This window comes from Phenylobacterium sp. J426 (assembly GCF_024699945.1).
GTDB lineage: Bacteria > Pseudomonadota > Alphaproteobacteria > Caulobacterales > Caulobacteraceae > Phenylobacterium.
The window spans coordinates 3081045-3105491 of the sequence record NZ_JAJOMY010000001.1 but is presented as its reverse complement, the minus strand read 5'-3'; the positions used below and the strand labels follow the sequence as shown (position 1 = coordinate 3105491).

Genomic DNA, 24447 nt, shown 5'->3' with positions numbered 1-24447 from the left:
GTCAGGATCGGGCGGGACCTCACAGCACGCTCGTCTGGGCTTCGGCCCCACGCGCCACCAGCTGGATGTCCCCGTCGCCGATCTCGAGGACCGTGATCGAGGCGTGGTCGGGCCGGAAGGCCAGCACCCGATCATCGCCGGTCAGACGCGACACCACGGCGTTTATCGCCACGTAGTGCGAGAAGACCGCCGTGTCGCCGCGATGACGCAACGCCTCCAGGACGGCGCCGCGCCAAGCATCGTAGTCGAGGTCTCCCTCGATCTCGGCCCATGTTCCGCCGAACGCCTTCCGCAACCATTCGGGCCGCTGGTCGTGGGCCAGCCCGCCGGGCGTCGGGATCTCGCCCACCAAGGCGTCGATCTCGATCTCGACACCCAGGGCCTGGGCGGTGGGCTCGGCCGTCTCCCGACACCGGCGCAACGGTGAACTCACCACCCGGCGGGGCCGCTCGGCCTCGGGCAATGCAAGCAACCAGTCCCGCGCCGCCTGGGCCTGCGCCTGGCCCTGCGCGTCCAGCCCCGGATCGTCGTCGTGGCCGCCCCAGGTGGAGGACGGCCGTGCGTGACGGATCAGGTATAGGCGCGCCATGCGGGGCTAGTCCGGTGTGAATATGTTGATCCCGTCCGGGCCGACCCGCACCGTTCCCGGCCGGCCGACCTGTTCCGTGGTCTCCATACCCGACAGCAGCGCTGCATCCGAGGGCGTATTCGCGGCGAAGCGGCGGCCGGCCTCGTCGCGCCCCACAACGATGGCCATGAACGGTCCCTCGCGCTTGTGGACGACGGTGTAGGTCTCGATGACGCCGCGGCCCTCCGGACGCTCGGCGATCTCGGGGTGCGGCAGGGCGTCGATCTCCCGCTGCAGGATCGCGGGATCCTCGCGCTCGAACGGCTTGTCCGGACGCCTGGTGGAGTAGACGCCGGTGGACTGCTTTGTCAGGTACCAGCCGTTGCCGGTGATCAGGCCGTACTGACCGGGCCGACGGCGGAGCTTTTCCATGATCACCGCGACCGAGTGCATGACGTAGTTGTTGCCCGGTCCGCCGGCATACGGCAGCCCGCCGGTCACCGTCAGGCCGCGCGGATCGTCAAGCGACAGGCCCAACTCCTCGGCGCCGATCTCCACCGCCACGGGGAAGCAGGAATAGAGATCGATCAGGTCGATCTGGTCGAGATCGATCCCCGCCATTTCAAGCGCCTTCTGGCCGGTGCGCCGCATGGCGGGACTCGAGTGAAAGTTCTGCCGGTCCAGCGGGTGCCACAGGTCGGCGGCGTCGGCGCAGCCGTGCAGATAGACCCACTTGTCTTCGGGCACGCCCAACTCACGCGCCTTGGCCTCGCTGGCGACGATGACGGCGGCCGACTGATCGACCTCCATGATGGCGTTCATCAGCTTCGGGTACGGAAAGCCGATCATCCGGTTCTTCTCGGAGACCGTGGCGATCTCTTCCGCCGAGCGCGCGACCTGGAACCAGGCGTCAGGATTGTCCTTGGCCACCTCGCTGAAGCGCGAGAACAGCTCGCCCATCCGGCGCTGGTGATCCGGGATCGAGCGTCCGTCACGGGCCCGCAGCGCGTTTTCGAACAGCGGATAGATATTGATCGGCCGGTCCAGGCCGTGACGGGCCTCATACGCGGTGACGCCGGGCCGCGGGTCGCCGATCCGCTCGGGCGGCGGCAGGTCCTCGGGCTCGTCGGCCTTCCAGTCGTCGAAGGACAGGCCACGGGTCGCGCGCTTCATGGCCGAGCCGAGGAACTCGCACCCGACGGTGAGCGCCAGCTCCGCCTCGCCGCGGGCGATCTTCTGGGCGAGCGTGTTGATCAGGTACTGGGGCGTATTGCCGCCCATCTCGGAATAGACGCTCCAGCGCGGCCGGGCGCCGATCTGCCTGGCGAGGTTTGCCGGCGGATTGTTCGAGTGCGGGATCATGCCCCGCTTCGACCCGGGCGCATCGATGGTGAAGCCGACCACCGCCAGGGCGTCGATCGCCGCCAGGCCGGCCGGGCCGAGGCCCGCGTCCAGGGCCGCGCGTTCCGCCGCAATCTTCAGCAGCGCCGTCGGCGACGGCGACGAGGCCGGATCGCCCCGATACGTGAATTGACCCGCTCCGATGAGAACCGGGGTGCGATCACCCATGCCTGACCCGCCTCCAAACGTGCTGATCGGTCATCCTAGGCCAGGAAAGCCGCCTTGCCGGGCGTTTTCCGGACTGACCGTTTTTTGATCCCATGGCGCCTTATTTTTAGGCGACGATCCATTTTCCCAGGCGGCCGTCGCGGCAAGCAACCGAGTTTCCTTGTGGCGGCCGGCCGCCGCGTGCTCCGTCCGGGCCAATCGCGGGGGCGGCGCACGCCGCTCCGCCAAGAAGCTGAGCCATGAAAAAGATCGAAGCCATCATCAAGCCGTTCAAGCTGGACGAGGTGAAGGAGGCCCTGCAGGAGCTGGGCGTCCAGGGCATGACGGTCATCGAGGCCAAGGGCTATGGCCGCCAGAAGGGCCAGACGGAGCTCTACCGCGGCGCGGAGTACGTCGTGGACTTCCTGCCCAAGATCAAGATCGAGGTCGTGGTCGCCGACGACCAGGCGCCGCGGGCCCTCGAGGCCATCTCGGCCGCCGCCCGCACCGGCCGCATCGGCGACGGCAAGATCTTCGTCTCGGAGGTGCTGGACGTCATGCGCATCCGCACCGGCGAGACCGGCTCCGTCGCCATCTGACCTCAATCCAGCTCGCACCGATCGAGACCATCTCAAGGGGATAACGACATGGCTTCCGCGAAGGACATCCTGGACCAGATCAAGGAAAAGGACGTCAAGTACGTCGACGTGCGCTTCACCGACGTGAAGGGCAAGATGCAGCACGTCACCTTCGACATCGACCTCGTGGACGAGGACTTCCTGACGGACGGCACCATGTTCGACGGCTCGTCGATCGCCGGCTGGAAGGCCATCAACGAGTCCGACATGAAGCTGCGGCCGGATCTCGCCTCGGCCCACATCGATCCCTTCTACCAGCAGACCACGCTCGTCCTGTTCTGCGACGTCGTGAACCCCGACACCAACACGCCCTACAACCGCGACCCGCGCTCGATCGCCAAGGCGGCGCTGGCCTACGTGAAGTCGGCCGGCGTGGGCGACACGGTCTACTTCGGCCCCGAGGCCGAGTTCTTCGTGTTCGACGACGTGCAGTGGAACACCGCCCCCCCATGACACGCGGTACTCGTACGACTCGACCGAGCTGCCGGTGTCGTCGGCCAAGGCCTATCCGGAAGGCAACATGGGCCATCGTCCGGGCCCGAAGGGCGGCTACTTCCCGGTGAACCCGGTGGACAGCGGCCAGGACCTGCGCGGCGAGATGCTGGCGGTGATGGGCGAACTCGGCATGAAGCCCGAGAAGCATCACCACGAGGTCGCGCCGGCCCAGCACGAACTTGGCCTCAAGTTCGACGAGCTGATCACCATGGCCGACCGGATGCAGCTCTATAAGTACGTGATCCACAACGTGGCCCACGCGTACGGCAAGACGGCCACCTTCATGGCCAAGCCGATGTTCGGCGACAACGGCTCGGGCATGCACGTGCACCAGTCGATCTGGAAGGACGGCAAGCCGCTGTTCGCGGGCGACAAGTACGCGGGCCTGTCGGACATGTGCCTCTGGTACATCGGCGGCATCATCAAGCACGCCAAGGCGATCAACGCCTTCTCCAACTCGACCACCAACTCGTACAAGCGCCTGGTGCCGGGCTACGAAGCCCCGGTGAAGCTGGCCTACTCGTCGCGCAACCGCTCGGCGTCGATCCGCATCCCGCACGTCGACAGCCCCAAGGCGAAGCGCATCGAGGCTCGCTTCCCCGATCCGATGGGCAATCCGTACCTCACCTTCGTGGCCCTGCTGATGGCGGGCCTCGACGGCATCGAGAACAAGATCGATCCCGGCCCGGCCATGGACAAGAACCTCTACGACCTGCCGCCCCGCGAGCAGAAGAAGGTTCCGGAAGTCTGCGGCTCGCTGCGCGAAGCGCTGGAGAGCCTGGATAAGGACCGCGCCTTCCTCAAGAAGGGCGGCGTCATGGATGACGACTTCATCGACAGCTACATCGAGCTGAAGATGGAAGAGGTCATGCGCCTTCAGCTCCACCCGCACCCGGTGGAATTCGCCATGTACTACACGTGCTAGACGAGACTTCCTGAGACGCATTGGAAGGGCCGCGGAGCGATCCGCGGCCCTTTTTCCTTTGGCTGCCGCTCGGTCACCCGCGGTTGATCGGCGCAGGAGGCGCGCCATGTCGGAATTCGAGTTCGGCGACCGGACGCTGGTCGGACACCCGCTGTGCGTCGCCCGCTTCGAGGTGGACGGGATCCTGGACCTGGGCGCCTCGCCCTGGACCACCCGACGGATCGGCTACATCACCGGCGGCCGCTTCGAGGGACCGCGGCTGAGGGGCGAGATCCTGCCCGGCGGCGGCAACTGGTCGACGACCGGGGCCGGCCAGGACGGCGCAGCGACCGGCACGTTCGACGCGCGCTGCATCTGGAAGACGGACGACGGGGCGCTGATCTACGTCACCTACACCGGCCGCACGTGGATCCCTCCGGAAGTCGCCCAGGCGTTTCGCGATCCGGCCCAACCGCAGGTCGACCCCAGCCGATACCGGCTGCGCATCGCGCCGGTCTTCGAGACCTCAGACCGGCGCTACGACTGGCTGAACGCGATGCTGGCGGTGGGGGTCGGCGAACGACTCGCGAACGGTGTGCGCCACCACATCTACGAAATCCCCTAACCCGCGCCGCACTCGCCCTCGGACGCCAGGCTGACCCCCGCGGCGTTGGCCTCGCAGGCGTTGCCGTAGGTCTTGCCGTCGCATCCGCAGACCGGGCGGTACTCCCGGGTGCAGATGGGCCGCTTCGTCATGCAGACGCCCATGTTGTCAGCCACGCGGCACGTGCCGGTGGCCATCCGGCAATAGTCGTCGGCGTCGCGGCAGGCGAAGCCGGCGATGCCGCCGCAGGCGCCCCCGGTGTCCACGGCGCGGCTCGGCGGCGGGCCGGCGGGCGGCTCGGTCGAGGCGGTGGACTGTTGGCACCCTGCCAGGCCCAGGGCGGCGGCCACGATGAGGCTCGTCAGGCATTTGGCTGCGATCATGGGGTCCTCCCGGCAGACGCACGCCATCCTAACGTCGTTCCGAGCAAGCGGGGCCAATTGCAGCCGGCCGGCGGGCTGCTAGAAGTCGCCCATGCGTTCCTCCGCCCTCGCCCTCGTAGCCCTGCTCGCCGCCGGGACCGCCGTCGCCCAGCCCTCCCAGGGCCCTCAGCCGACCCCGTTGCCGCCGCCCGTCGCTGAGCCGCGGGACGTGGCCTACCCGGGGGTGATCACCGTCGACGTCGACGCCACCGACCTGGAGCGCCGGATCTTCCGGGTCCGCCAGACCATTCCCGTCACCGCGCCGGGACCGATGACCATCCACTTCCCGAAGTGGGTGCCGGGCGGGCACGCGCCGCGCAATCCGATCTACAATATCGCCGGCCTAACGTTCCGGGCGGATGGCCAGCCGCTGGCGTGGAAGCGTGACCCCATTGAGGTCTTCTCGTTCCACGTGACGCCGCCGGCCGGGGCCCGCACCCTGGAGGTCGAGTTCCAGCACGTCACGCCCACGGCCGCGGACCAGGGCCGCGTCCTCATCACGCCCGAGATGCTGAACGCCCAATGGATCTCGCTCGCGATGTATCCGGCCGGCTACTACATGCGCCGCATCCCAGTGGACGCCTCGATCCGCCTGCCGGCGGGCTGGGGATACGGCACGGCGATGGAGACCGAGTCCGAGGCCGGCGGTGTGGTGCGCTTCAAGCGGACCGACTTCGACACCTTCACGGACTCGCCGCTGTTCGCCGGCAAGTACTTCAAGCGCTACGACCTCGACACCAGCGGCAAGTCGCCTGTGCGGCTGAACATCGTCGCCGATCGACCGGAACTGCTCGCAGCCACACCGGAGCAGATCGAGAAGCACCGGGAACTGGTGCGCCAGGCCGACAAGCTGTTCGGCGCGCGCCACTTCGACCACTACGACTTCCTGCTGGCCCTGACCGAGCGGATGGGCGGTATCGGACTGGAACACCAGCGGTCCAGCGAGAACGGGACCACCCCCACCTACTTCACCGAATGGTCGAAGACGGCGCCAGCCCGTAACCTGCTGCCGCACGAATACGCGCACTCCTGGGACGGCAAGTACCGACGCCCCGCCGACCTGTGGCGGCCGACGCTCAACGAGCCCATGCGGGACAGCCTCCTGTGGGTCTACGAGGGGCAGGACCAGTACTGGGGCTTCGTGCTGGGCGCCCGCTCGGGACTGGTGACCAAGCAGCAGACCCTGGATGCTTTGGCCATGACGGCGGCGACGTTCTCGGAGGGCCGCCCGGGGGCCCAGTGGCGCTCGGTCGAGGACACCACGAACGACCCGATCCTCGCCGGCCGCCGACCGATCCCGTGGACCAGCTGGCAGCGCAGCGAGGACTATTACTCGGAGGGCCAGCTCGTCTGGCTCGACGTCGACACCCTCATCCGCGAGAGGTCCGGCGGCCGGAAGTCGCTCGACGACTTCGCCAAGGCCTTCTTCGGCGTCAACGACGGCGAGTGGAAGCAACCGCTGACCTACACCTTCGAGGAGGTCGTCGAGACGCTAAACAAGGTGCAGCCGTACGACTGGGGCAAGTTCCTCGACGTCAAGCTGCGGCAGGTCTCGCCCGAGTTCCCATTGGCTGGGGTGGAGCGTGGCGGCTACCGCCTGATCTATACCGAGACGCCGACCGACTACTGGACCGACAACGAGGCCAGCCGGAAGATCGTCGACCTCACCTACTCGGGCGGCCTGGTGCTGAACCGGGAGGCGCGGATCACCGGGGTTCTTTGGGACAGCGCCGCCTTCAAGGCGGGGCTCACGGTCGGCGATCAGATCCTCGCGGTGAACGGCATCGCCTACGACACGGGACGCTTCAAGGAGGCCATCAAGGCGGCCAAGGCCGGCGAGCCGATCAGCCTGATCGTGAAAGACGGCGACCACTTCCGCACCGTGGCGTTCGAATGGCGGGGCGGCCTGCGCTATCCTCGGCTGGAGAGGATCGAGGGCGCGCCCGACCGCCTGGGCTCCATCTACGCGCCTAGGAAGTAAATCGCGCCTCCATCCAGGCGCCGGCGTCCGCGATCGCACGGCGGGCGGCGGCGCACTGGAAGAAGAACGCCTGGAAGACGTGGATCATCTCGGGCCAGATCTCGAGCCGCACCTGGACGCAGGCCTGACCGGCGACATCGGCCACCTTCAGGCTGTCGCCGAGCAGCGTCTCCTCTGACCCCACCTGGATCAGGACCGGCGCCACGTCACGGAAATCGCCGAACACGGGCGAGGCCAGCGGATCCCGCGCATCGGCCGAGCCCAGGTAGTCAGCCGCCGACCTCGCGACGTTGTCGCGCTGGATCATCGGATCGGTCGCCGCCTTCGTTCGGTAGGTTTCGGACGACTGCGTCAGATCGGCCCAAGGACTGATCACATAGTAGCCCGCGGGCTGCGCCAGGCCCCGCTGCTTCAGCGCCAGGGCCAGCGCCAGGGAAAGGCCGCCGCCCGCGGAGTCGCCGGCCACGACGATCCTGCCGGCGTCGGTTTCCTTCAGCAGCTCGGCATAGACAGCCACCGCATCCTCGACAGCGGCGGGAAACCGGTTCTCCGGGCCCAAGCGGTAGTCGGGAACGACCGCTACGCTGCGCGCGGCCACCGCTAGCTGGCTCGCGAGCGGCCGATGACTGCGGGGACTGCCGATCACATAGGCCCCGCCATGAAGATAGAGCAGCCGCCGGCCGTCGACCGCGCCCTGAGGCGTGTGCCGCTCAGTGGAAATTCCGGCCAGAGTCTCGGGCGCGAGGCTGACGCCGTCCGCCAACGGAACCATTTCGCCGAAGCCGTCGATGGCGGCCCGGCGCTGGGCCATGGTGGGCTCCGGCTGCCCCGGCTGCGGCGCACCGGCCGCCAGCAACGCGCGCACGCCTTCGATGTCGGGATCTTTCCAAGCCATTGTTTCCCCTCGATCCGGGCTCTCGCCGGAGCCGCTGCCGACAGGATAGCCCAGCAGCCGCGCATCGCGATGCGCATAGGTCGCAAGGCCGCCGCATTGATCTGGCTTCAACCGGCAGCCATACGGGACCGATCCAGAATCGCCCCAAACTCACCAGATGTCCCCAAAGACCGCCCAAGCCTCCCTGTTCGACGACGCGCTGAACCCCGCGCCGGCCTCGCCGCTGGCCGAGAGCCATGAGCCGCGTCCGGATCCGGCCGTGGTGACCGGCAAACCGGCGGGCGGCTACTCGGCGAAGGACATCGAGGTCCTAGAGGGCCTGGAGCCGGTCCGGAAGCGGCCGGGGATGTACATCGGCGGCACCGACGAGCGGGCGCTGCACCATCTGTTCGCCGAAGTGCTCGACAACGCGATGGACGAGGCCGTCGCCGGCCACGCCAAGGTCATCGAGGTCACGCTCGATGCCGACGGCGCCCTGACCGTGCGCGACGACGGCCGCGGCATCCCCGTCGACCCGCACCCGAAACATCCGGGCAAGTCGGCGCTGGAAGTCATCATGACGGTCCTGCACTCGGGCGGTAAGTTCTCGGGCAAGGCCTACGAGACCTCAGGCGGCCTGCACGGCGTCGGCGTCTCGGTGGTGAACGCGCTGTCCGAGCGCGTGGAGGTCACGGTCTTCAAGGACGGCGCCGAGTGGCGGCAGTCCTTCACCCGCGGGAAGCCCCTGGGTCCCATTGAGAACATCGGCCCGACCCGCAAGAAGGGCACGGCGATCACCTTCCTCCCGGACCCGGTGATCTTCGGCGAGGGCGCGGTCTTCAAGCCGGCGCGACTCTACCGGATGGCGCGGTCGAAAGCCTACCTCTTCGGCGGCGTCGAGATCCGCTGGAAGTGCGACCCCTCGCGCATCCAGGACCAGACGCCAGCGGACGCGGTGTTCCGCTTCCCGAACGGCCTGGCAGACTTCCTGGCCGAGCGGATCAAAGGCCTGGAGACGGTCACGCCGGAGCCCTTCACCGGCCGCTACGAGCGGCCCGGCGAGGCCGGCAAGGTCGAGTGGGCCGTCGCCTGGACGCCCGCCGGCTTCGGCGAGGCCGACAGCTTCATCCAGTCCTACTGCAACACCGTCCCGACGCCTGAGGGCGGCACGCACGAGAGCGGCTTTCGGGCGGCCCTCACCCGCGGGCTCAAGCAGTACGCGGAACTGGTGGGGAGAAGCGCGGCGGGATCATCACGGCCGACGACGTCGTGGCCCAGGCCGGCAGCCTCGTCAGCGTCTTCATCCGCGACCCCGAATTCCAGGGCCAGACCAAGGAGAAGCTGTCCTCCAGCGAGGCCCAGCGTCTGGTCGAAAAGGCCCTCGCCGACCCGTTCGACCATTGGCTGACGGCCCAGCCGAAAGCCGCGAGCGCCCTGCTCCAGTTCGTCGTGGAACGCGCCGAGGAGCGCCTGAAGCGGCGCAAGGACAAGGAAGTCGCCCGCGCCTCGGCGACGCGCAAGCTGCGCCTGCCCGGCAAGCTGGCCGACTGCGCCGGGAACGCCATCGACGGCGCGGAGCTGTTCCTGGTGGAAGGCGACTCGGCCGGCGGCTCGGCCAAGCAGGCCCGTGACCGGAAGAACCAGGCGATCCTGCCGCTGCGCGGCAAGATCCTGAACGTCGCCTCGGCCTCGACCGACAAGTTCGGCGGCAACAAGGAGCTGTCGGACCTGCTGCTCGCGCTGGGCGTCCAGCCGGGCTCGAAGTTCAAGGAAGAAGAGCTGCGCTACGAGCGCATCATCATCATGACCGACGCCGACGTCGACGGCGCCCACATCGCGAGCCTGCTGATCACCTTTTTCTTCCGGACCATGCCGGACCTCATCCGCTCGGGCCGCCTCTACCTCGCACTGCCGCCGCTCTACCGCCTCAGCCATGGCGGCAAGGCCGTCTACGCCAAGGATGACGCCCACCGCGACGAGCTGCTGGCCAGCGAGTTCAAAGGCAAGAAGCCCGAGATCAGCCGTTTCAAGGGTCTCGGCGAGATGATGCCGTCGCAGCTCAAGGAAACCACCATGGACCCGAAGACGCGGACGCTGGCCCGCGTCGTGCTCCCGCGGGCCGAGGAGACGGTCGAGGATCTCGTGGAGGCCCTGATGGGCCGCAAGCCCGAGCTCCGCTTCCGCTTCATCCAGGAGAACGCCGAGTTCGCGGCCGCCGACCTCGACGTCTAGGAACACGGCAGAGCCTGAGCCCGTTAGTCCGGCGACACGAGGAGCCGGACATGTCGAAGTCGAAGAAGAAGGCGAAAGGCGCCCTGCCCAAGCGGGTCGCCGGTGTGAAGGTGCCGAAAGCGGTCCGCAAGGGCCGGTTCGCGGAGTTGCTGGCGTCGCGGCAGGGCCAGCACCTGATCGCCGAGGCCATCCTCGGTGCGGGCGCGATCGCCGCCGGCTTGAAAGCCAAGGACGACCCGAAGGTCCGACGGGTCGCCAAGGACGCCAAGGATAGCGTCGTGCAGGCGGGCGAAGACACCGCAGGCGCCGTGGGCGGCGCCAGCGCCACGCTGGCCTATGCACTCGCCGAAGCCGCCCGTGCCTTCGCCGAGGCGCTGCGCAGCGGCGGCCCTGTGGAGCGACGGAGCTTCAGTGAGGACGCGGAGGCCGAGGCGTGGACGCCGGACTATGGCGCTTCGGAGTCGGCCCCCGAGAGCAAGGCGCCCCCGGAAAAAACAGTCCACGGCCCAGGACGCGCAAACGCTCTGACGTTCGCTGGGCCGAGCTCCCCGGAGCAGGAGCGCGTTGGATGCCGGCGAATAGCCGGCCGACGCTGCTCGACAGCCTCGGCGCGTTCGGCGCGCGCCGGGCGCTGGCGTTCGCGGAGTGGCGCGCGCGCCGCGAGATCCAGGCCGAGTTGCGACGTCCCCGGACCCAACTTTACCGCGCCTTTGTCCAGATCAATGTGATCCGCAGCCGGTAAGGCGTTGCGGCCGATGGACCCGCAGTCGACGTCCGCGCGTTGACTTCAACGGACCTCTCCGTATGTTCCGCGCGCGCAGCGATGTCCGCCCGCGCCGCCGCGCGCGCTTGCCTTCCTGTCAGGGCGAGCGGCGCACCACCGGTAACTGATGACCGAATTCTCCGATCTTGGCCTCTCGCCCGCGACCCTGAAGGCCGTCGCCGAAACCGGCTACACGACCGCCACGCCCATCCAGGCGCAAGCCATTCCCGTGGCGCTCGCCGGCCGCGACGTGCTGGGCATCGCCCAGACCGGCACCGGCAAGACCGCCGCCTTCACCCTGCCGATGATCGACCGCCTGGCCGCCGGCCGCGCCAAGGCGCGCATGCCCCGCGCACTGGTCATCGCGCCGACACGCGAACTGGCCGACCAGGTCTCCGCCTCCTTCGAAAAATATGCGCAGGGCCAGCGGCTTTCCTGGGCGCTGCTGATCGGCGGCGTTTCCTTCAAGGATCAGGAACAGAAACTGGACCGCGGCGTCGACGTGCTGATCGCCACGCCTGGCCGCCTCCTCGACCACTTCGAGCGCGGCAAGCTCCTGATGACCGGCGTCCAGCTGATGGTCGTCGACGAAGCCGACCGCATGCTGGACATGGGCTTCATCCCCGACCTCGAGCGCATCTTCAAGATGACGCCGGCGGCCAAGCAGACGCTGTTCTTCTCGGCGACCATGCCGCCCGAGATCACCCGGCTGACCAAGCAGTTCCTCAAGGACCCGGTGCGGATCGAGGTCGCCAGGCCCGCCACGACGGCCGAGACCATCACCCAGTACATGGTCCCGATCCCGACGACGGATCCCAAGGCCAAGCGCACGGCCTTGCGCGAGCTGATCGCCCGGTCCGACATCAACAACGGCATCGTCTTCTGCAACCGCAAGTCGGAAGTCGATATCGTTGCGAAGTCCCCTGCAGAAGCACGGCCTGGACGCCGCAGCGATCCACGGCGACCTCGACCAGGCCACGCGGATGCGGACGCTGGAGAACTTCCGGAGCGGGGGGCTGAAGCTGCTCGTCGCCTCGGATGTGGCCGCCCGCGGCCTCGACATCCCGGCAGTAAGCCACGTCTTCAACTTCGACGTGCCGCACCACGCCGACGACTACGTCCATCGCATCGGTCGGACCGGCCGCGCCGGTCGCACGGGCGAGGCGTTCATGATCACGACGCCGGCCGACGCCAAGAACCTGGACAAGGTGCTGAAGCTGATCGGAAAGACGCCCGAGACCGTGACGCTCGATCTCGACTGGGCCAACATCAAGGATGAACCCCGTGCGCCGCGCGGCCGGGGCCGCGCCGAGGGCCGCGGCGGTCGAGAGCGTGGCCGCGAGCGTGACCGTAAGCCGCGAGAGGACCGCCCTCGCCGGGAGGACCTTCCCGAGGTTGAGGCGGCGGCGCCGGTCCCGGCCGCCGAGCAGGCCCCGCGGCCCCGCCGGGAACGTCCGGAACGTGCGGCTCACACCACGCGCGCCGAGCGCCAGGAGCGCCCGACCGCCGAACGGACGGAGCGCGAGCCCTCCCCGCGCACGGGGTCTGAACGCGAGCGGCCCGACCGCGAGCGGCCCGAGCGTGAACGTGGCGACCGCGCTCGCCGCAGCGCGCGAGAGGATGGGGATCGGGTGGTCGGTTTCGGCGCCGACGTGCCGGCGTTCCTGCTGCCGCCCAAGACGCCGCGCTCAACCAAGGGCTGAGCGCCCTCGGTCGGGCTTTAACCGCGCGTTTGCGGGTCCGTCGTAAGCTTCACGACAGCCACAGCGCATGCGCCGTGGCGGGGAACTGAAGGCGCGGCGAATGTCCACCGATGTCGAAACATCACTGAGGGGGCCCAAGGCCTACGACCTGGCCCGCAAGGCGCTCCAGGCGATGGAAGCCAACCAGGTCTGGCCGACCGCGCTCAACTTCGAGCTCTGGGTGCACTACGTCGCGGCCCAGGACACGCCCCTGGCGGCCGAGATCAACGCCCTCATCGAGAAGCGCGAGCCTTTCACCGAGGCCCTGGGCGAGCAGCTGGCGGCGCAGTTCCTGCCCAAGGCCAAGCTCAACGGCGAGATCCTCGAGGCCGGCCAGACCCTGTCGAAGGAGCTGGACAGCGTCTCCCGCGCCATCGAGAGCGCCCGCGAGAGCTCCGAGGCCTACGGCCAGCAGCTGGCCAACGCCAGCGAGTCCCTGGACGGCGAAGACGCGCAGGCGATCAAATCCATGGTCGAGAGCCTGACCGTGGCGACCCGCAAGGTGCGGGAGGAGAACCACGCGCTGGAAAGCCAGCTGCACGACACGACGGCCGAACTGGGCCGCCTGCGCGAACACCTGGAACAGGTGCGGCGCGACGCCATGACGGACGCCCTGTCCGGCCTGGCCAACCGCAAGGCTTTCGACGAGGCGCTGGATCGCGCCTGCGCCAATGCGTCGGGCGAGCCCATGACCCTGGCGGTCATCGATATCGACCACTTCAAGACCTTCAACGACACCTGGGGCCATCAGACGGGCGATCAGGTCATCCGCTACGTCGCCAGCGTCATCGATCGAAACAGCCCGTCGCCGCGGGTCTCGGCCCGCTACGGCGGCGAAGAGTTCGCCATCATCTTCCCGGGCGAGAGCGCACGGAACGCGCTGGCCGTGCTCGAAGCCGTGCGCGAAGAGGTTTCCTCTCGCATCCTCAAGCGTCGCTCGACAAACGAGGACCTGGGAGCGATCACCATTTCGGCGGGGATCGCCGAGCGGCGGGACAACGAAGGCCCCGCCAGCCTGATCGAACGCGCCGACGGCGCGCTCTACGCGTCGAAGCGCGGCGGACGCAACCGCACGTCCTGCGCCGATCCGGTCGCCGCGGCGGCCTAGGGCGCCCGCCCGTCGCTCACGTTTTCCCTTGGCTGACGCCGGGGTATCTTCCCTTCAATCGGCCAAAGAGCTCAAGGGAGGACGCCATGGACGGCGCACAGGCGACGAGCAAGGTGAAGACGCAGGTCGAGGCCGGCGTCGGCGTGATCACGCTTTCCGACCCCTCCACCCTCAACGCCGCCGGCATGGAGCTGATGGGCGATCTCGTCGGCGCGTTCCAGGCGATGGTCGACGACGACGCGGTGCGGGCCATCGTGATCACCGGCGAGGGCCGCGGCTTCTGTTCGGGCGCCAACCTGTCGGGCGGCGCCGGCGGCCGCGCCACCGACTCCGGCAAGGGCCCGAACCAGGCCCTCCTCCGCGTCTACAATCCCTTCGTCACCCAACTGCGTCGGTCGCCCAAGCCGGTTGTGGCCGCGGTCAACGGCGTGGCCGCCGGCGTGGGGGTGTCGCTGGCCCTGGCGTGCGACCTCGCCGTCGCCGGAGAGAGCGCCTACTTCCTGCTGGCCTTCCGTCGCATCGGCCTCGTTCCGGACGGCGGCGCGACCTGGCTGCTGCCGCGCCTCGTCGGTAAGGCTCGCGCGATGGAGCTGATGCTGCTGGGCGAGAAGCTGCCCGCGAAGACCGCCGCCGAGTGGGGCCTGATCAACAAGTGCGTGCCCGACGGCGAGGTGCTGGGCGCGGCGATGGCCTACGCGAAAGCGCTCGCCGAGGGCCCGGCCTCGCTGGGTATGACCCGCAACCTCGTGTGGGACGCCCTGGACGCCCCATGGCACCTGCAACTGGAGGCGGAAGCCTATTCGCAGGGCGACGCCGGCCGTACGGAGGACGCGCGGGAAGGCATCATGGCCTTCGTCCAGAAGCGTCCCGCCGAGTTCAAGGGACGCTGACCGCGCTTCAGGCCCCTTCGGAGCGTCAGCGCCTCTGGCGCAGACGCTCCAGCTCTTCCTCGATCATCCGCTCGCGACCGCCATCCCCGTGGAAATAGGTGGCGATGCCATGCGCCAGCAGACCGATGCCCCAGCCGAACATCGGCCACTGGAACCACCAGTCGCCCGGCGTGGTCACCAGGTTGATCAGCGCCAGGCCGGCGTTGACGATGGCATAGGTCAGAAGGTGGCCGCGGAAGGCGATCTTCATGTCCGCGCGGCGCGTGGCGATGCGGCGCAGTTCGACGTCGTCGGTCATCGGTGCTCTCCCCGTCTGGCCACGAGGATAACGCCGATCTTCGGCCCTAATCCAGTTCCGCGGGCTGAATGGTGACGCTTTCGCCGCAGCCGCAGGCGTCCGTCTCGTTGGGATTGTGGAACACGAACTTCGCCGACAGCTTCGTGACCTCGTAGTCGATCTCGGAGCCGATCAGGAACAACACGGCCTTCGGCTCCACCAGGATGGTCACGCCCTTGTCCTCGACCACCTCGTCGAGCGGATCGGCCGCTTCCGCGTACTCGAGGACGTACTCCTGGCCGGCGCAGCCCCCGTTCTTCACGCCGACACGCAGCCCGGCGTAAGGCTTCTCCGCCCCATCCTTCCGGGGTTGGGCCATGATCTCGCGCACCCGCGCGGCCGCCCGCTCGGTGAGCGTGACGACCTTGGGCCGCGGACGCCGCTGGCGCGGCTGAGGAGTGATTTCGAGGTTCGCCATCAGAACATGTTGAGCTGAAGCTTCGCCTCGTCGCTCATGCGCGACGGGTCCCACGGCGGGTCGAAGACCAGCTCGACCTTGCAGGAGCGGATCTCCGGGATCTCCTTGACCGCGTCTTCCACCCAGCCGGGCATCTCGCCGGCCACCGGACAGCCTGGCGCGGTCAGGGTCATGTCGATGAGGACGTCCTTGTCGTCCGAGACATCGACCTTGTAGATCAACCCCAGCTCATAGATGTCGACCGGGATCTCCGGGTCGTAGACGGTCTTCAGTTTCTCGACGAGCTGATCGGTCAGCAGGTCGAGCTCCGCCTGGGTGAGCGGGGCGGAGGGCTGGGTCTCGATGCTGGCGCCGTCGTCCATGATCCGTACTTCAGGCAAAGAAGGCTTGCGTCTTGGTGAGGGCGTCCACGAACGCGTCCGCCTCTTCCTCGGTGTTATATAGGGCGAAGGAGGCCCGCGCGCTCGACGTGACGCCAAAACGGCGCATGAGCGGCTCTGCGCAATGCGTCCCGGCCCGCACAGCGACGCCATAGCGGTCGAGGATCTGCGCCACGTCGTGGGCGTGCGCGCCTTCGACGGTGAACGACAGGATCGCGCCCTTGCCCGGTGCGTCGCCGATCACCTTCAGCCAGTTGGCCCCGGCGAGGCGGTCCCGCACCCGCTGGTACAGGCGGTGTTCGTGCTCCGCCGCCGCGAGCCGATCCTGGCCGGCCACCCAGTCGATGGCTGCGCCCAGGCCGATCGCCTCCAGGATCGGCGGGGTGCCGGCTTCGAAGCGGTGCGGCGGGTCGGCGTAGGTGATCTCATCCTGGCTGACGATGCCGATCATCTCGCCGCCCCCTGGTACGGCGGCAGCTTCGCGAGTTCTTCGGCCTTGCCGTAGAGAATGCCGATGCCGGTGGGGCCATACAGCTTGTGGCCGGAGAAGACGTAGAAGTCGGCATCCAGGTCCTTCACGTCCACCGGCTTGTGGACGATCGCCTGGCAGCCGCCGAACAGCACGAGGGCGCCCGCCTCATGCGCCATGCGGGCGAGCGCCTTGGCGTCGTTGATCGTGCCCAGCACGTTGGACATGTGGCTCAACGCGACCAGCTTCGTCTTCGGCCCCAGCAGGCTCTGGAAGTGCTCCAGGTCCAGGGCGCCGTCGTCGGTGACGCGCACCCACTTCAGCACCACGCCCAGACGCTCGCGCAGAAAGTGCCAGGGCACGATGTTGGCGTGGTGCTCCATCTCGGAAATCACGATCTCGTCGCCGGACTTCAGGCTGGCGCCCAGGCCCGCGGCGACCAGGTTCACCGCCTCGGTGCCGCCCTTGGTGAAGACGACCTCGTGCTCGCCGGCGTTGATGAAGGCCGCGACCTTCCTGCGCGCCGCCTCGTAGGCGTCGGTCGTCTCGTTGGCGAGGGTGTGCAGGCCACGATGCACGTTGGCGTACGAGTGCTCCATCGCCCGCGTCATGGCGTCGATCACAGCCCGCGGCTTCTGGGCCGAGGCCGCGGAGTCCAGATAGATCAGCGGCTTGCCGTGAACTTCTCGACCAAGGATCGGGAACTCGGCGCGGACCTTTTCGACATCGAAGGCCATCAGCGGAGCCTCTCGGCGACCCAGGCGCGGGCGGCCTCACGCGCGCCCTCGTGCCCGATCCGGTCCACCACCTCGCCCACGAAGGCCTCGGTCAGCATGGCGCGCGCTTCGGCTTCGGGAATGCCGCGCTGGCGCGCGTAGAACAAGGCGTCCTCGTCCAGGGCGCCGATGGTGTTGCCATGCGCGCAGGACACATCGTCGGCGTAGATCTCCAGCTCGGGCTTGGCGTCGACCTCGGCGCGGTCGGACAGGATCAGGGCGTGGTGGCCCATGCGCGCATCTGTGCGGTCGGCGCCTTCGGCGACCACGATCTTGCCCTGGAAGACGCCACGCGCCTGGTCCCGGACCACGCCCTTGATGAGCTGGTCGGTGGTCCCGTCGACGGCGGCATGGGTGACCACCGTCGTGAGGTCCGCGTGGCGCTTGTCGGCGAGCAGATAGACGCCGTCCATCCGCAGCGCGGCATGCCCGCCGGGGTGGTTCACCTGGGTCTCGAGACGCTGGCGGCGCGCGCCCGTCGCCAGGACCGTCTGGGCATAGGTCGAGCCCGCCTCGAGTTGAACCTGCGCCTGGCTGACGGACACGCCTTCGGCGCTGTCGGCCGCGAGAACGATGCGCTCGACGGACGCCCCCTCGCTGACGCCGATCGTCAGAGTGGTGTGGCCGAGGTAGCCCCCCTCGCCTTCGTAGCTCTCCAGCAGCGTCAGGCGCGCCCCCGGCGCGACCATCACTGCGACCCGGCCGGTGTGGCCGCCCTCGCCGCGCGCAAGCACCCGCAGCGCCACGGTCCGGTCGCTGGCGGGCCCCACCTCGATCCGCACGTCGCCTGCGCCGTTGGCCAGCACCCGGACCTCCTCGGCCATGGCGTCGAAGGGCCCGGTCCCGAAATCCTGCGGCGCGATCGGCTGCGAAGGCGGCGGCGCCTGGCGGATCAGGCCGCGCAGGTCGGTCCAGCGCCAGTCCTCGTCGCGCTTGCCCGGGAGCTCGGCGACGTCGCCTGTGCGGATGGCGGCAGCGACGCTCAAGCGGCCCTCGCGTACTTGTCGTAGCCTTCGCGCTCCAGCTCGAGCGCCAGATCAGGCCCGCCCGAGGCGACGATGCGGCCACCGGCCAGCACGTGGACCTTGTCGGGTTTGATGTAGTCCAGCAGGCGCTGGTAGTGCGTGATCACCAGCATGCCACGGTCAGGCGACCGCAGGGCGTTCACGCCCTCCGAGACGATCCGCAGCGCATCGATGTCGAGGCCGGAGTCGGTCTCATCCAGGATCAGGAAGCGCGGCGAAAGCATCGCCATTTGAAGGATTTCCATCCGCTTCTTCTCACCACCGGAGAAGCCGACGTTGAGCGCGCGCTTCAGCATCTCGAAGTCGATCTTGAGGTCGGCGGCCTTGGCCTTGGCCAGGCGCAGGAACTCCGGCGCGGTGATCTCCGCCTCGCCGCGCGCCTTGCGCTGGGCGTTCAGCGCCGTGCGGATGAAGGTAAGCGCGGGCACGCCGGGAATCTCCAGCGGATACTGGAAGGAAAGGAACACGCCCTTGGCGGCGCGCTCGTTTGGCTCCAGCGCCAGCAGGTCCTCGCCGTCCAGCGTCGCCGAGCCCTCGGTCACCTCGTAGCCCTGGCGGCCGGTGAGCACGTACGACAGCGTCGACTTGCCGGCCCCGTTCGGGCCCATGATCGCGTGCACCTCGCCGGCGGGCACCTCGAGCGAGAGGCCCTTGAGGATCTCCTTGTCCTCGGCGGCGGCGTGCAGGTTGGAAATCGAAAGCATGTCTAGCGGATCTCGTCGGCGAGGAACTGGGCGATGATCCGCACGGCGTCCTCGACGGTCGCGACGGATTCCTGTTTGCGGGGCGTAGCGGCGCCGGGGCTGGCGAACCGCTTGTCGGCGGATGTGACGCTCGCCTGGCCGTCCTCGAAATAGGCGGCGATGCGGAAGTTGGCGTGATCGACCGAGACCGTGTAGCGGCGCCGGTCGACGGTCAGGCCGTGAGCCTTGAGGAACTTGGCGTCGCTGTTGATGGCGTCGAACAGAGCCTCGGCCTTGGCGAGATCCTGCTCCTGCTGCAGCCGCTCGGCCTCCTCGCGGGCGCGGCGCTCCATCTCGCGGCGGGCGAACTCCGTCTCGAAGGCGTCCTTCAGGGTGACCGAGGGCTTCGGCTTGCGGCTGGTCCGCGCGGGCATCAGCCGACGCTCCCTTCAAGGCTGATCGCCACCAGCTTCTGGGCCTCGACAGCGAACTCCATCGGGAGCTCCTGCAGCACCTCCTTGACGAACCCGTTCACCAGCAGTTGGACCGCCTCTTCCTGGGAAAGGCCGCGCTGCATGGCGTAGAACAGCTGATCTTCCGAGAGGCGGGTCGTCGTCGCCTCGTGCTCGAACACCGAGTGCCCGTTGCGCGCCTCGATGTAGGGCACGGTGTGCGCCGCGCAGTGCTTGCCGATCAGCAGGCTGTCGCACTGGGTGAAATTGCGCGCGCCCTTGGCCTTCGGGTGCGCCGAAACCAGGCCACGGTAGGTGTTGGTGCTCTTCCCGGCGCTGATGCCCTTGGAGATGATCCGCGAGCGGGTGTTGGCCCCCAGGTGGATCATCTTGGTCCCGGTGTCAGCCTGCTGACGGCCGTTCGTGATGGCGATCGAGTAGAACTCGCCCACGCTCTCGTTCCCGCGAAGGATGCAGGAGGGATATTTCCAGGTGATCGACGAGCCCGTCTCGACCTGGGTCCACGACACCTTGGCGCGGTCGCCGCGGCAGTCGGCCCGTTTGGTGACGAAGTTGTAGATCCCGCCCTTCCCGGTCTCAGGATCGCCGGGGTACCAGTTCTGGACGGTGGAGTACTTGATCTCCGCATCGTCCAGCGCGACCAGCTCGACCACGGCCGCGTGCAGCTGGTTCTCGTCGCGCATCGGGGCCGTGCAGCCCTCGAGATATGAGACGTAGGCGCCCCTGTCCGCGATGATCAGGGTGCGCTCGAATTGCCCCGAATTCTCGGCGTTGATCCGGAAATAGGTCGACAGCTCCATCGGGCAGCGCACGCCCGGCGGCACGTAGACGAAGCTGCCGTCCGAGAAGACCGCGCTGTTCAGGCAGGCGAAATAGTTGTCGCTGACCGGCACGACGGTGCCGAGGTACTGCTTGACCAGTTCAGGGTGCTCGCGGATCGCCTCGCTCATCGAGCAGAAGATGACGCCGGCCTCCGCCAGCTCCTTCTTGAACGTCGTGACGACGCTGACGCTGTCGAACACGGCGTCGACCGCATAGCGGGGCGCGCCCTGCACGCCGGCCAGGACCTCCTGCTCGCGCAGCGGGATGCCCAGTTTCTTGTAGGTCTCCAGAAGCTCCGGATCGACCTCGTCGAGGCTCTTGGGCCCGTCCTTGGCCTTGGGCGCGGCGTAGTAGTGGAGATCCTGGTAGTCGATCCGCGGGAAGCTGACCTTCGCCCAGTCGGGCTCCTCGAGCGCCAGCCATCGACGGAACGCCTCCAGCCGCCACGCCAGCATCCATTCCGGCTCGTCCTTCTTGGCCGAGATGAAGCGGACGATGTCCTCGTTCAGGCCCTTGGGCGCAAACTCCTGATCGATGTCCGTGACAAAGCCGTGCTTGTACTTCTCGAGGCTCTGGACGTGCTCGACGGTCTGTTTGACGGCGGCCATCAGGCGACTTCCTTGCGGCGAGCGGTGTAGCGGGCGTGCGCCTCCAACCAGGCGTCGGCGAACCTGTTCCAGTCGGCTTCGGTGGTCTTCCACCCGCCGCTGACGCGGATGGCGCAGCCGGCGAGGTCGCCCTGGTCCATGGCGGTGAGCACATGGCTGGCCTTGACCTTGCCCGAGGAGCAGGCAGAGCCGGCGCTGACCATGACGCCGGCCAGATCCAGGGCCATGACCTGACGGTCGGCGGGCCAGCCCGGCGCGGCGATATTGAGCGTGGTGGGCAGCCGCGGCGCGGCCTCCCCCCATGACCACCGCGCCGACGGCCTTCAGGCGCTCGGCGGCGGCGTCGCGCCAGACCGCCTGGCGGGTGTTGTCGGAGAGGGAGGCGCGCAGCACCTTGGCCGCGGCGCCCAGCCCAGCGATGCCCGGGATGTTCTCGGTGCCCGCGCGGCGGCCGCGCTCGTGGCCGCCGCCGTGCTGGCGGCGCACCAGAACGGCGCGCGGGCCAAAGGCCAGGCCGCCCACGCCCTGCGGCGCGCCGATCTTGTGGCCCGAGAAGACGAGCGTGTCGGCGCCCAGCGCCGTCATATCGACCGGCGTCTTGCCGAGCCCCTGGATCGCGTCCACGTGCAGCCAGCCGTCCGCGGCGCGGACTTGCTGGGCGGCTTCGACGATCGGTTGGATCACCCCGGTCTCGTTGTTGGCCAGCATGAGCGCGACGAACGGCCGGCCATCGGCGGCGTCCCACCGGCCCAGGCGCTCGGCCAGCCAGCCGAGATCGGCCACACCGTCACGGGTGACCGGCAGCAACTCGACGGCCGCGCCGGACGCCTTGGCGGCCTCCATGATCGTCGCATGCTCGATCGCCGAGACGATCAGGCGCTTCGAACCCGTGGCGACCGCGCTGTCGATGACCAGGTTGTTCGCCTCGGCCCCGCCGCTCGTGAAGACGACATTGGCGGGCGCGGCGCCGACCAGGCCGGCCACCTCCTCGCGCGCCGCCTCCAGGATCGCACGGGCCGCCCGGCCATACGCATGGATCGACGAGGCGTTGCCGGTGACGCCCAGCGCATGGACGACGGCCTCGATCGCTTCCGGCCGCGCGGGCGCCGTGGCGTTGTTGTCGAGATAGACGACGTCACTCATGCCGCGACTTGCCCGCCGCGCAGGCGGCTCCCGATCACGTCGGCCAGACTGACCGACCCCAGATAATCCTCGATCTGCCGGCCAAGGTCGGCCCAGAGATCGTGGGTGAGGCAGCGCTCGCCCTTCACCATGCAGCCCTTGCCCGGATGGTTGCAGCGCGTCGCGCGGAGCGGCTCGTCTACCGCATGGACGATCTCGGCGATGGTGGTGGCCTCGGCGGCGCGGGCCAGCCGGTAGCCGCCGCCGGGGCCGCGAGCGGACTTCACGAGCCCCTTGCGGCGCAGGCGCGCGAACAGCTGCTCGAGGTAGGACAGCGAGATCTCCTGCCGGGCGGCGATGTCGGCCAGGGCCACGGCCCGCGCGGCCTCGCCCTCGCGGCGGGCGAGGTCGGCCATCGCCATGACGGCGTAGCGGCCTTTCGTAGAGAGTCGCATGAGCGGGAACCCGATGCAGTTTTCACGCGCATCCCGAGCCGCCTGTGCTACAAGCCGCGCCTCGCGCGGGGCTAGGAACCAGGTCGCATCCGGATGGTCGCGACTTAGGAAGACCTAGCGCAGCAGTCAAGTATTCAGGACCGACTAAGAGGGGTCTAGATGCCAGAGGTTGTTCTGACCGGCGCCGCCGGGCGGATCGAGGGCCGTTACACGCAGGGCAAGAGCGAGACCGCGCCGGTCGCCCTCATCCTGCACCCGCACCCCAAGGCGGGCGGCCAGATGAACAACCCCGTGGCCGTGCAGCTCTTCCACATCTTCATGAAGCGCGGCTTCTCGGTGCTTCGGTTCAACTTCCGGGGCGTGGGTCGCAGCCAGGGCGAGTTCGATGGCGGCATCGGCGAACTGGCCGACGCGGCCACCGCGCTCGACTGGCTGCAGTCGACCAACCCGGCGGCTTCGCAGTGCTGGGTCGCCGGCTACTCCTTCGGCGCCTGGATCGGCATGCAGTTGCTCATGCGCCGTCCCGAGACGGACGGCTTCATCTCCGTGAGTCCGCCGACGAACGCCTACGACTTCTCCTTCCTGGCCCCCTGCCCGGCCTCAGGCCTGATCCTCCACGGCGGCAACGACACCGTGGTGCCGCCGATCGAGGTGGAGCGGGTGGTGTCCAAGCTGCGCACCCAGAAGGGCATCGTCATCGACTACGACATCGTCGACGGCGCCAGCCACTTCTGGATGGAGAACCTGCCCGACGTGGAAAGCCGGGTCGGCGCCTATCTCGACAAGCGCCTCGAGGCGAATCCGGCCTGACATGGCGACGGCGCCGGAAGACGCGATCCGCGCCCGCCGGCGGCTGACCAACAAGCTGATCGCCGCCCATGAGGCGACGCGGCTCAAGGCCTTCTTCGCCGCCGACATGAAGCTGATCGTCGGCGACGGCGCGCTGATCCTGGGGGCCGATCAGGTGGTGGACGCCTTCGCCGGCCAGTTCGCCGATCCCGACTTCGTCACCTACGTTCGTGAGACAGACACCGTCGAGGCCGACGCGCTCGGCGAGCGTGCGGCGGAGGCCGGCCGCTGGACCGCGACCTGGAAGGGGCAGCCGCAGATCGGCGGGCGCTACCTCGCCGTCTGGCGCAAGGTGACAGGCCAGTGGGTGATCGAGAACGAGCTCTACGTCACACTCACCGCCTAGAGGCGCGTCTGCACCCGCTTCTCGGCGATGGCGCGGCCGTTCCGCATCACGCGGAGCTCAGCGCGATACTCCCCCTTGGGCCACCCCGCGGCGGGGCGGCGTTTGCCGATGAACTGCAGCTGCTGGGCCCGTGAGCTGGCCATCGGCGGGGTCGTCGTCTCAGCCAGCACAGCGCCCTTGGGATCGGTGAGCCGCAGCTGCAGGGCGTCGCCCTGGCGGACCATGATCGCCCGCATGTAGGCGACCAGAATCGGCGGATCGCCAGCGGCGGGCGCGAAGGTCGCCCACTCCACCTTCTCCATGTCGAGCGTCTCGCCGGCGAAACCCGCGTTGAGGATCGTGGCTTCCCGGTAGCCGAACTGCCGCGCCGCCTCGGCCGTCCACATCGACGACTGGGCGGGACAGGCTCCAAGCGCGCCACTGCCCCCGGCGCAAAGGGGTCGGTCAGCGCTCCATTGTGCAGGACCGAGAAGTGTAGATGCGGGAACTCCGTAAGCCCGGACAGACCGACGCGGCCCACCGGCTGGCCCGCCGCGACCGTATCGCCGGCCTTCACCTGCACGCTGCCCTTCGCCATGTGACAGTAGGCGCTGGTCCAGCCCCCTCCGTGGCCGATCACCACGGCGTTGCCACAGCCGATGTCGGTGACGTTCTGCGCCCCGACCACCTTCGCCGAGATGTCCTCGACGCCATCTCGCACGCGCAGCACCGTTCCGGCGGCCGCGGCCAGGACGGCCACCCCACGCGCCTGGGCGGCCATGTCGGGCAACCGGATGTCGACCCCTTCGTGGCCATCGTTGGTGGCCGGTCCGCAGCGGTAGTCGAGCACGCCCGGCCCTGGATCGCGGTCCATGTAGCGCTGCACCTCGCAGTCCCGGCCGATTGTGCAGGCGATGGGAAGGACGAACTGCGGCG

At 68.7% G+C, this 24447-nt stretch carries 21 protein-coding genes and 6 pseudogenes; 11 read left to right on the top strand and 16 right to left on the bottom strand.

Annotated elements, in window-relative coordinates:
- Nucleotides 1-19: 19 nt before the first annotated feature.
- Together LRS10_RS16350 and LRS10_RS16345 are read right to left on the bottom strand one after the other, a co-directional pair.
- The gene (locus tag LRS10_RS16350) at nt 20-589 is read right to left on the bottom strand and encodes a histidine phosphatase family protein (protein WP_257838195.1); all 570 of its coding nucleotides are present in this window, start codon (nt 587-589) and stop codon (nt 20-22) included.
- 6 nt (nt 590-595) lie between these two features.
- Nucleotides 596-2137, bottom strand: coding sequence for an acetyl-CoA acetyltransferase (locus tag LRS10_RS16345; protein WP_257838194.1), 1542 nt, complete (start codon nt 2135-2137; stop codon nt 596-598).
- Between the two features lie 239 nt (nt 2138-2376).
- Here LRS10_RS16345 and LRS10_RS16340 point away from each other — a divergent pair, with 239 nt between their 5' ends.
- From LRS10_RS16340 to LRS10_RS16330, 3 genes and pseudogenes are all read left to right on the top strand, one after another.
- Nucleotides 2377-2715 (top strand): P-II family nitrogen regulator, encoded by a 339-nt coding sequence (locus LRS10_RS16340; protein WP_257838193.1) that lies wholly within the window; start codon nt 2377-2379, stop codon nt 2713-2715.
- 48 nt (nt 2716-2763) lie between these two features.
- Nucleotides 2764-4174, top strand: a pseudogene (glnA, locus tag LRS10_RS16335) (type I glutamate--ammonia ligase).
- 106 nt (nt 4175-4280) lie between these two features.
- Nucleotides 4281-4778 (top strand): DUF3237 domain-containing protein, encoded by a 498-nt coding sequence (locus LRS10_RS16330; protein WP_257838192.1) that lies wholly within the window; start codon nt 4281-4283, stop codon nt 4776-4778.
- Here LRS10_RS16330 and LRS10_RS16325 read toward each other — a convergent pair.
- Entirely contained in the window at nt 4775-5140 is a 366-nt protein-coding gene (locus LRS10_RS16325) for a Kazal-type serine protease inhibitor family protein (RefSeq protein ID WP_257838191.1), read from the bottom strand. The two genes, LRS10_RS16330 and LRS10_RS16325, sit on opposite strands and share 4 nt — an antisense overlap.
- Before the next feature lie 91 nt (nt 5141-5231).
- Between LRS10_RS16325 and LRS10_RS16320 the strand changes: the two genes are divergently transcribed.
- Entirely contained in the window at nt 5232-7160 is a 1929-nt protein-coding gene (locus LRS10_RS16320; RefSeq protein WP_257838190.1) for a M61 family metallopeptidase, read from the top strand.
- On the opposite strand, the gene LRS10_RS16315 is transcribed toward LRS10_RS16320, so the two are convergent.
- A complete protein-coding gene (locus LRS10_RS16315) occupies nt 7150-8055 on the bottom strand; it encodes an alpha/beta hydrolase (protein ID WP_257838189.1) in 906 nt (301 codons plus the stop codon). The two genes, LRS10_RS16320 and LRS10_RS16315, sit on opposite strands and share 11 nt — an antisense overlap.
- A 157-nt stretch (nt 8056-8212) precedes the next feature.
- Between LRS10_RS16315 and parE the strand changes: the two are divergent.
- The 5 genes and pseudogenes from parE to LRS10_RS16290 all read left to right on the top strand — a co-directional run bounded on the left by parE (nt 8213) and on the right by LRS10_RS16290 (nt 14769).
- A pseudogene (parE, locus tag LRS10_RS16310) lies at nt 8213-10266 on the top strand (DNA topoisomerase IV subunit B).
- Between the two features lie 50 nt (nt 10267-10316).
- Nucleotides 10317-10994, top strand: a complete 678-nt coding sequence (locus LRS10_RS16305) for a hypothetical protein (protein ID WP_257838188.1) — start codon at nt 10317-10319, stop codon at nt 10992-10994.
- Nucleotides 10995-11156: 162 nt separating this feature from the next.
- Nucleotides 11157-12732 (top strand): annotated as a pseudogene (locus tag LRS10_RS16300) (DEAD/DEAH box helicase).
- A 100-nt stretch (nt 12733-12832) separates the two neighbouring features.
- Nucleotides 12833-13879, top strand: coding sequence for a GGDEF domain-containing protein (locus LRS10_RS16295; RefSeq protein WP_257838187.1), 1047 nt, complete (start codon nt 12833-12835; stop codon nt 13877-13879).
- 86 nt (nt 13880-13965) lie between these two features.
- Entirely contained in the window at nt 13966-14769 is an 804-nt protein-coding gene (locus LRS10_RS16290; RefSeq protein WP_257838186.1) for an enoyl-CoA hydratase/isomerase, read from the top strand.
- A gap of 25 nt (nt 14770-14794) precedes the next feature.
- Here LRS10_RS16290 and LRS10_RS16285 read toward each other — a convergent pair whose 3' ends face one another.
- The 10 genes and pseudogenes from LRS10_RS16285 to LRS10_RS16240 form a co-directional block, all read right to left on the bottom strand.
- Nucleotides 14795-15067: a 2TM domain-containing protein gene (locus tag LRS10_RS16285; RefSeq protein ID WP_257838185.1), complete on the bottom strand. Its 273-nt coding sequence runs from the start codon at nt 15065-15067 to the stop codon at nt 14795-14797.
- 46 nt (nt 15068-15113) lie between these two features.
- Nucleotides 15114-15524 carry an iron-sulfur cluster assembly accessory protein gene (locus tag LRS10_RS16280; protein WP_257838184.1) on the bottom strand — a complete coding sequence of 137 codons (411 nt, stop codon included), beginning with the start codon at nt 15522-15524 and terminating at the stop codon, nt 15114-15116.
- The gene (locus tag LRS10_RS16275) at nt 15524-15886 is read right to left on the bottom strand and encodes an SUF system Fe-S cluster assembly protein (protein ID WP_257838183.1); all 363 of its coding nucleotides are present in this window, start codon (nt 15884-15886) and stop codon (nt 15524-15526) included. Before LRS10_RS16275 ends, LRS10_RS16280 begins: the two co-directional genes overlap by 1 nt.
- A 10-nt stretch (nt 15887-15896) precedes the next feature.
- Nucleotides 15897-17110 (bottom strand): annotated as a pseudogene (locus LRS10_RS16270) (cysteine desulfurase).
- Nucleotides 17110-18135 (bottom strand): Fe-S cluster assembly protein SufD, encoded by a 1026-nt coding sequence (sufD, locus tag LRS10_RS16265; RefSeq protein ID WP_257838182.1) that lies wholly within the window; start codon nt 18133-18135, stop codon nt 17110-17112. The pseudogene LRS10_RS16270 and the gene sufD overlap by 1 nt, the downstream one beginning before the upstream one ends.
- Nucleotides 18132-18878 carry a Fe-S cluster assembly ATPase SufC gene (gene sufC, locus LRS10_RS16260; protein ID WP_257838181.1) on the bottom strand — a complete coding sequence of 249 codons (747 nt, stop codon included), beginning with the start codon at nt 18876-18878 and terminating at the stop codon, nt 18132-18134. Before sufC ends, sufD begins: the two co-directional genes overlap by 4 nt.
- Before the next feature lie 2 nt (nt 18879-18880).
- A complete protein-coding gene (locus LRS10_RS16255) occupies nt 18881-19291 on the bottom strand; it encodes a hypothetical protein (RefSeq protein WP_257838180.1) in 411 nt (136 codons plus the stop codon).
- Nucleotides 19291-20760 (bottom strand): Fe-S cluster assembly protein SufB, encoded by a 1470-nt coding sequence (sufB, locus tag LRS10_RS16250; RefSeq protein WP_257838179.1) that lies wholly within the window; start codon nt 20758-20760, stop codon nt 19291-19293. Before sufB ends, LRS10_RS16255 begins: the two co-directional genes overlap by 1 nt.
- A gap of 369 nt (nt 20761-21129) precedes the next feature.
- A pseudogene (locus LRS10_RS16245) lies at nt 21130-21903 on the bottom strand (cysteine desulfurase family protein); the annotation flags it as partial.
- Nucleotides 21900-22337, bottom strand: a complete 438-nt coding sequence (locus tag LRS10_RS16240; RefSeq protein WP_257838178.1) for an Rrf2 family transcriptional regulator — start codon at nt 22335-22337, stop codon at nt 21900-21902. The gene LRS10_RS16240 and the pseudogene LRS10_RS16245, both read right to left, overlap by 4 nt.
- 159 nt (nt 22338-22496) lie before the next feature.
- On the opposite strand from LRS10_RS16240, the gene LRS10_RS16235 reads away from it, so the two are divergent.
- Together LRS10_RS16235 and LRS10_RS16230 are read left to right on the top strand one after the other, a co-directional pair.
- Nucleotides 22497-23147: an alpha/beta hydrolase gene (locus LRS10_RS16235; protein ID WP_257838177.1), complete on the top strand. Its 651-nt coding sequence runs from the start codon at nt 22497-22499 to the stop codon at nt 23145-23147.
- Nucleotide 23148: 1 nt separating this feature from the next.
- Complete coding sequence (locus tag LRS10_RS16230; protein ID WP_257838176.1) at nt 23149-23532, top strand: nuclear transport factor 2 family protein; 384 nt, start codon at nt 23149-23151, stop codon at nt 23530-23532.
- Here LRS10_RS16230 and LRS10_RS16225 read toward each other — a convergent pair.
- Both LRS10_RS16225 and LRS10_RS25225 read right to left on the bottom strand, forming a co-directional pair.
- Nucleotides 23529-23918: a hypothetical protein gene (locus LRS10_RS16225; protein WP_257838175.1), complete on the bottom strand. Its 390-nt coding sequence runs from the start codon at nt 23916-23918 to the stop codon at nt 23529-23531. The genes LRS10_RS16230 and LRS10_RS16225 overlap by 4 nt on opposite strands.
- A 110-nt stretch (nt 23919-24028) precedes the next feature.
- Nucleotides 24029-24292 (bottom strand): annotated as a pseudogene (locus LRS10_RS25225) (M23 family metallopeptidase); the annotation flags it as partial.
- Nucleotides 24293-24447 lie beyond the last annotated feature (155 nt).

Coding starts and splice junctions, on each gene's coding strand:
- LRS10_RS16230 (WP_257838176.1), top strand. CDS start 23,149: ATGGCGACGGCGCCGGAAGACGCGATCCGCGCCCGCCGGCGGCTGACC.
- LRS10_RS16280 (WP_257838184.1), bottom strand. CDS start 15,524: ATGGCGAACCTCGAAATCACTCCTCAGCCGCGCCAGCGGCGTCCGCGG.
- sufC (WP_257838181.1), bottom strand. CDS start 18,878: ATGCTTTCGATTTCCAACCTGCACGCCGCCGCCGAGGACAAGGAGATC.
- LRS10_RS16320 (WP_257838190.1), top strand. CDS start 5,232: ATGCGTTCCTCCGCCCTCGCCCTCGTAGCCCTGCTCGCCGCCGGGACC.
- LRS10_RS16275 (WP_257838183.1), bottom strand. CDS start 15,886: ATGGACGACGGCGCCAGCATCGAGACCCAGCCCTCCGCCCCGCTCACC.
- LRS10_RS16325 (WP_257838191.1), bottom strand. CDS start 5,140: ATGATCGCAGCCAAATGCCTGACGAGCCTCATCGTGGCCGCCGCCCTG.
- LRS10_RS16295 (WP_257838187.1), top strand. CDS start 12,833: ATGTCCACCGATGTCGAAACATCACTGAGGGGGCCCAAGGCCTACGAC.
- LRS10_RS16290 (WP_257838186.1), top strand. CDS start 13,966: ATGGACGGCGCACAGGCGACGAGCAAGGTGAAGACGCAGGTCGAGGCC.
- LRS10_RS16350 (WP_257838195.1), bottom strand. CDS start 589: ATGGCGCGCCTATACCTGATCCGTCACGCACGGCCGTCCTCCACCTGG.
- LRS10_RS16225 (WP_257838175.1), bottom strand. CDS start 23,918: ATGTGGACGGCCGAGGCGGCGCGGCAGTTCGGCTACCGGGAAGCCACG.
- LRS10_RS16340 (WP_257838193.1), top strand. CDS start 2,377: ATGAAAAAGATCGAAGCCATCATCAAGCCGTTCAAGCTGGACGAGGTG.
- sufB (WP_257838179.1), bottom strand. CDS start 20,760: ATGGCCGCCGTCAAACAGACCGTCGAGCACGTCCAGAGCCTCGAGAAG.
- LRS10_RS16345 (WP_257838194.1), bottom strand. CDS start 2,137: ATGGGTGATCGCACCCCGGTTCTCATCGGAGCGGGTCAATTCACGTAT.
- LRS10_RS16255 (WP_257838180.1), bottom strand. CDS start 19,291: ATGCCCGCGCGGACCAGCCGCAAGCCGAAGCCCTCGGTCACCCTGAAG.
- LRS10_RS16305 (WP_257838188.1), top strand. CDS start 10,317: ATGTCGAAGTCGAAGAAGAAGGCGAAAGGCGCCCTGCCCAAGCGGGTC.
- LRS10_RS16285 (WP_257838185.1), bottom strand. CDS start 15,067: ATGACCGACGACGTCGAACTGCGCCGCATCGCCACGCGCCGCGCGGAC.
- LRS10_RS16240 (WP_257838178.1), bottom strand. CDS start 22,337: ATGCGACTCTCTACGAAAGGCCGCTACGCCGTCATGGCGATGGCCGAC.
- LRS10_RS16330 (WP_257838192.1), top strand. CDS start 4,281: ATGTCGGAATTCGAGTTCGGCGACCGGACGCTGGTCGGACACCCGCTG.
- LRS10_RS16315 (WP_257838189.1), bottom strand. CDS start 8,055: ATGGCTTGGAAAGATCCCGACATCGAAGGCGTGCGCGCGTTGCTGGCG.
- LRS10_RS16235 (WP_257838177.1), top strand. CDS start 22,497: ATGCCAGAGGTTGTTCTGACCGGCGCCGCCGGGCGGATCGAGGGCCGT.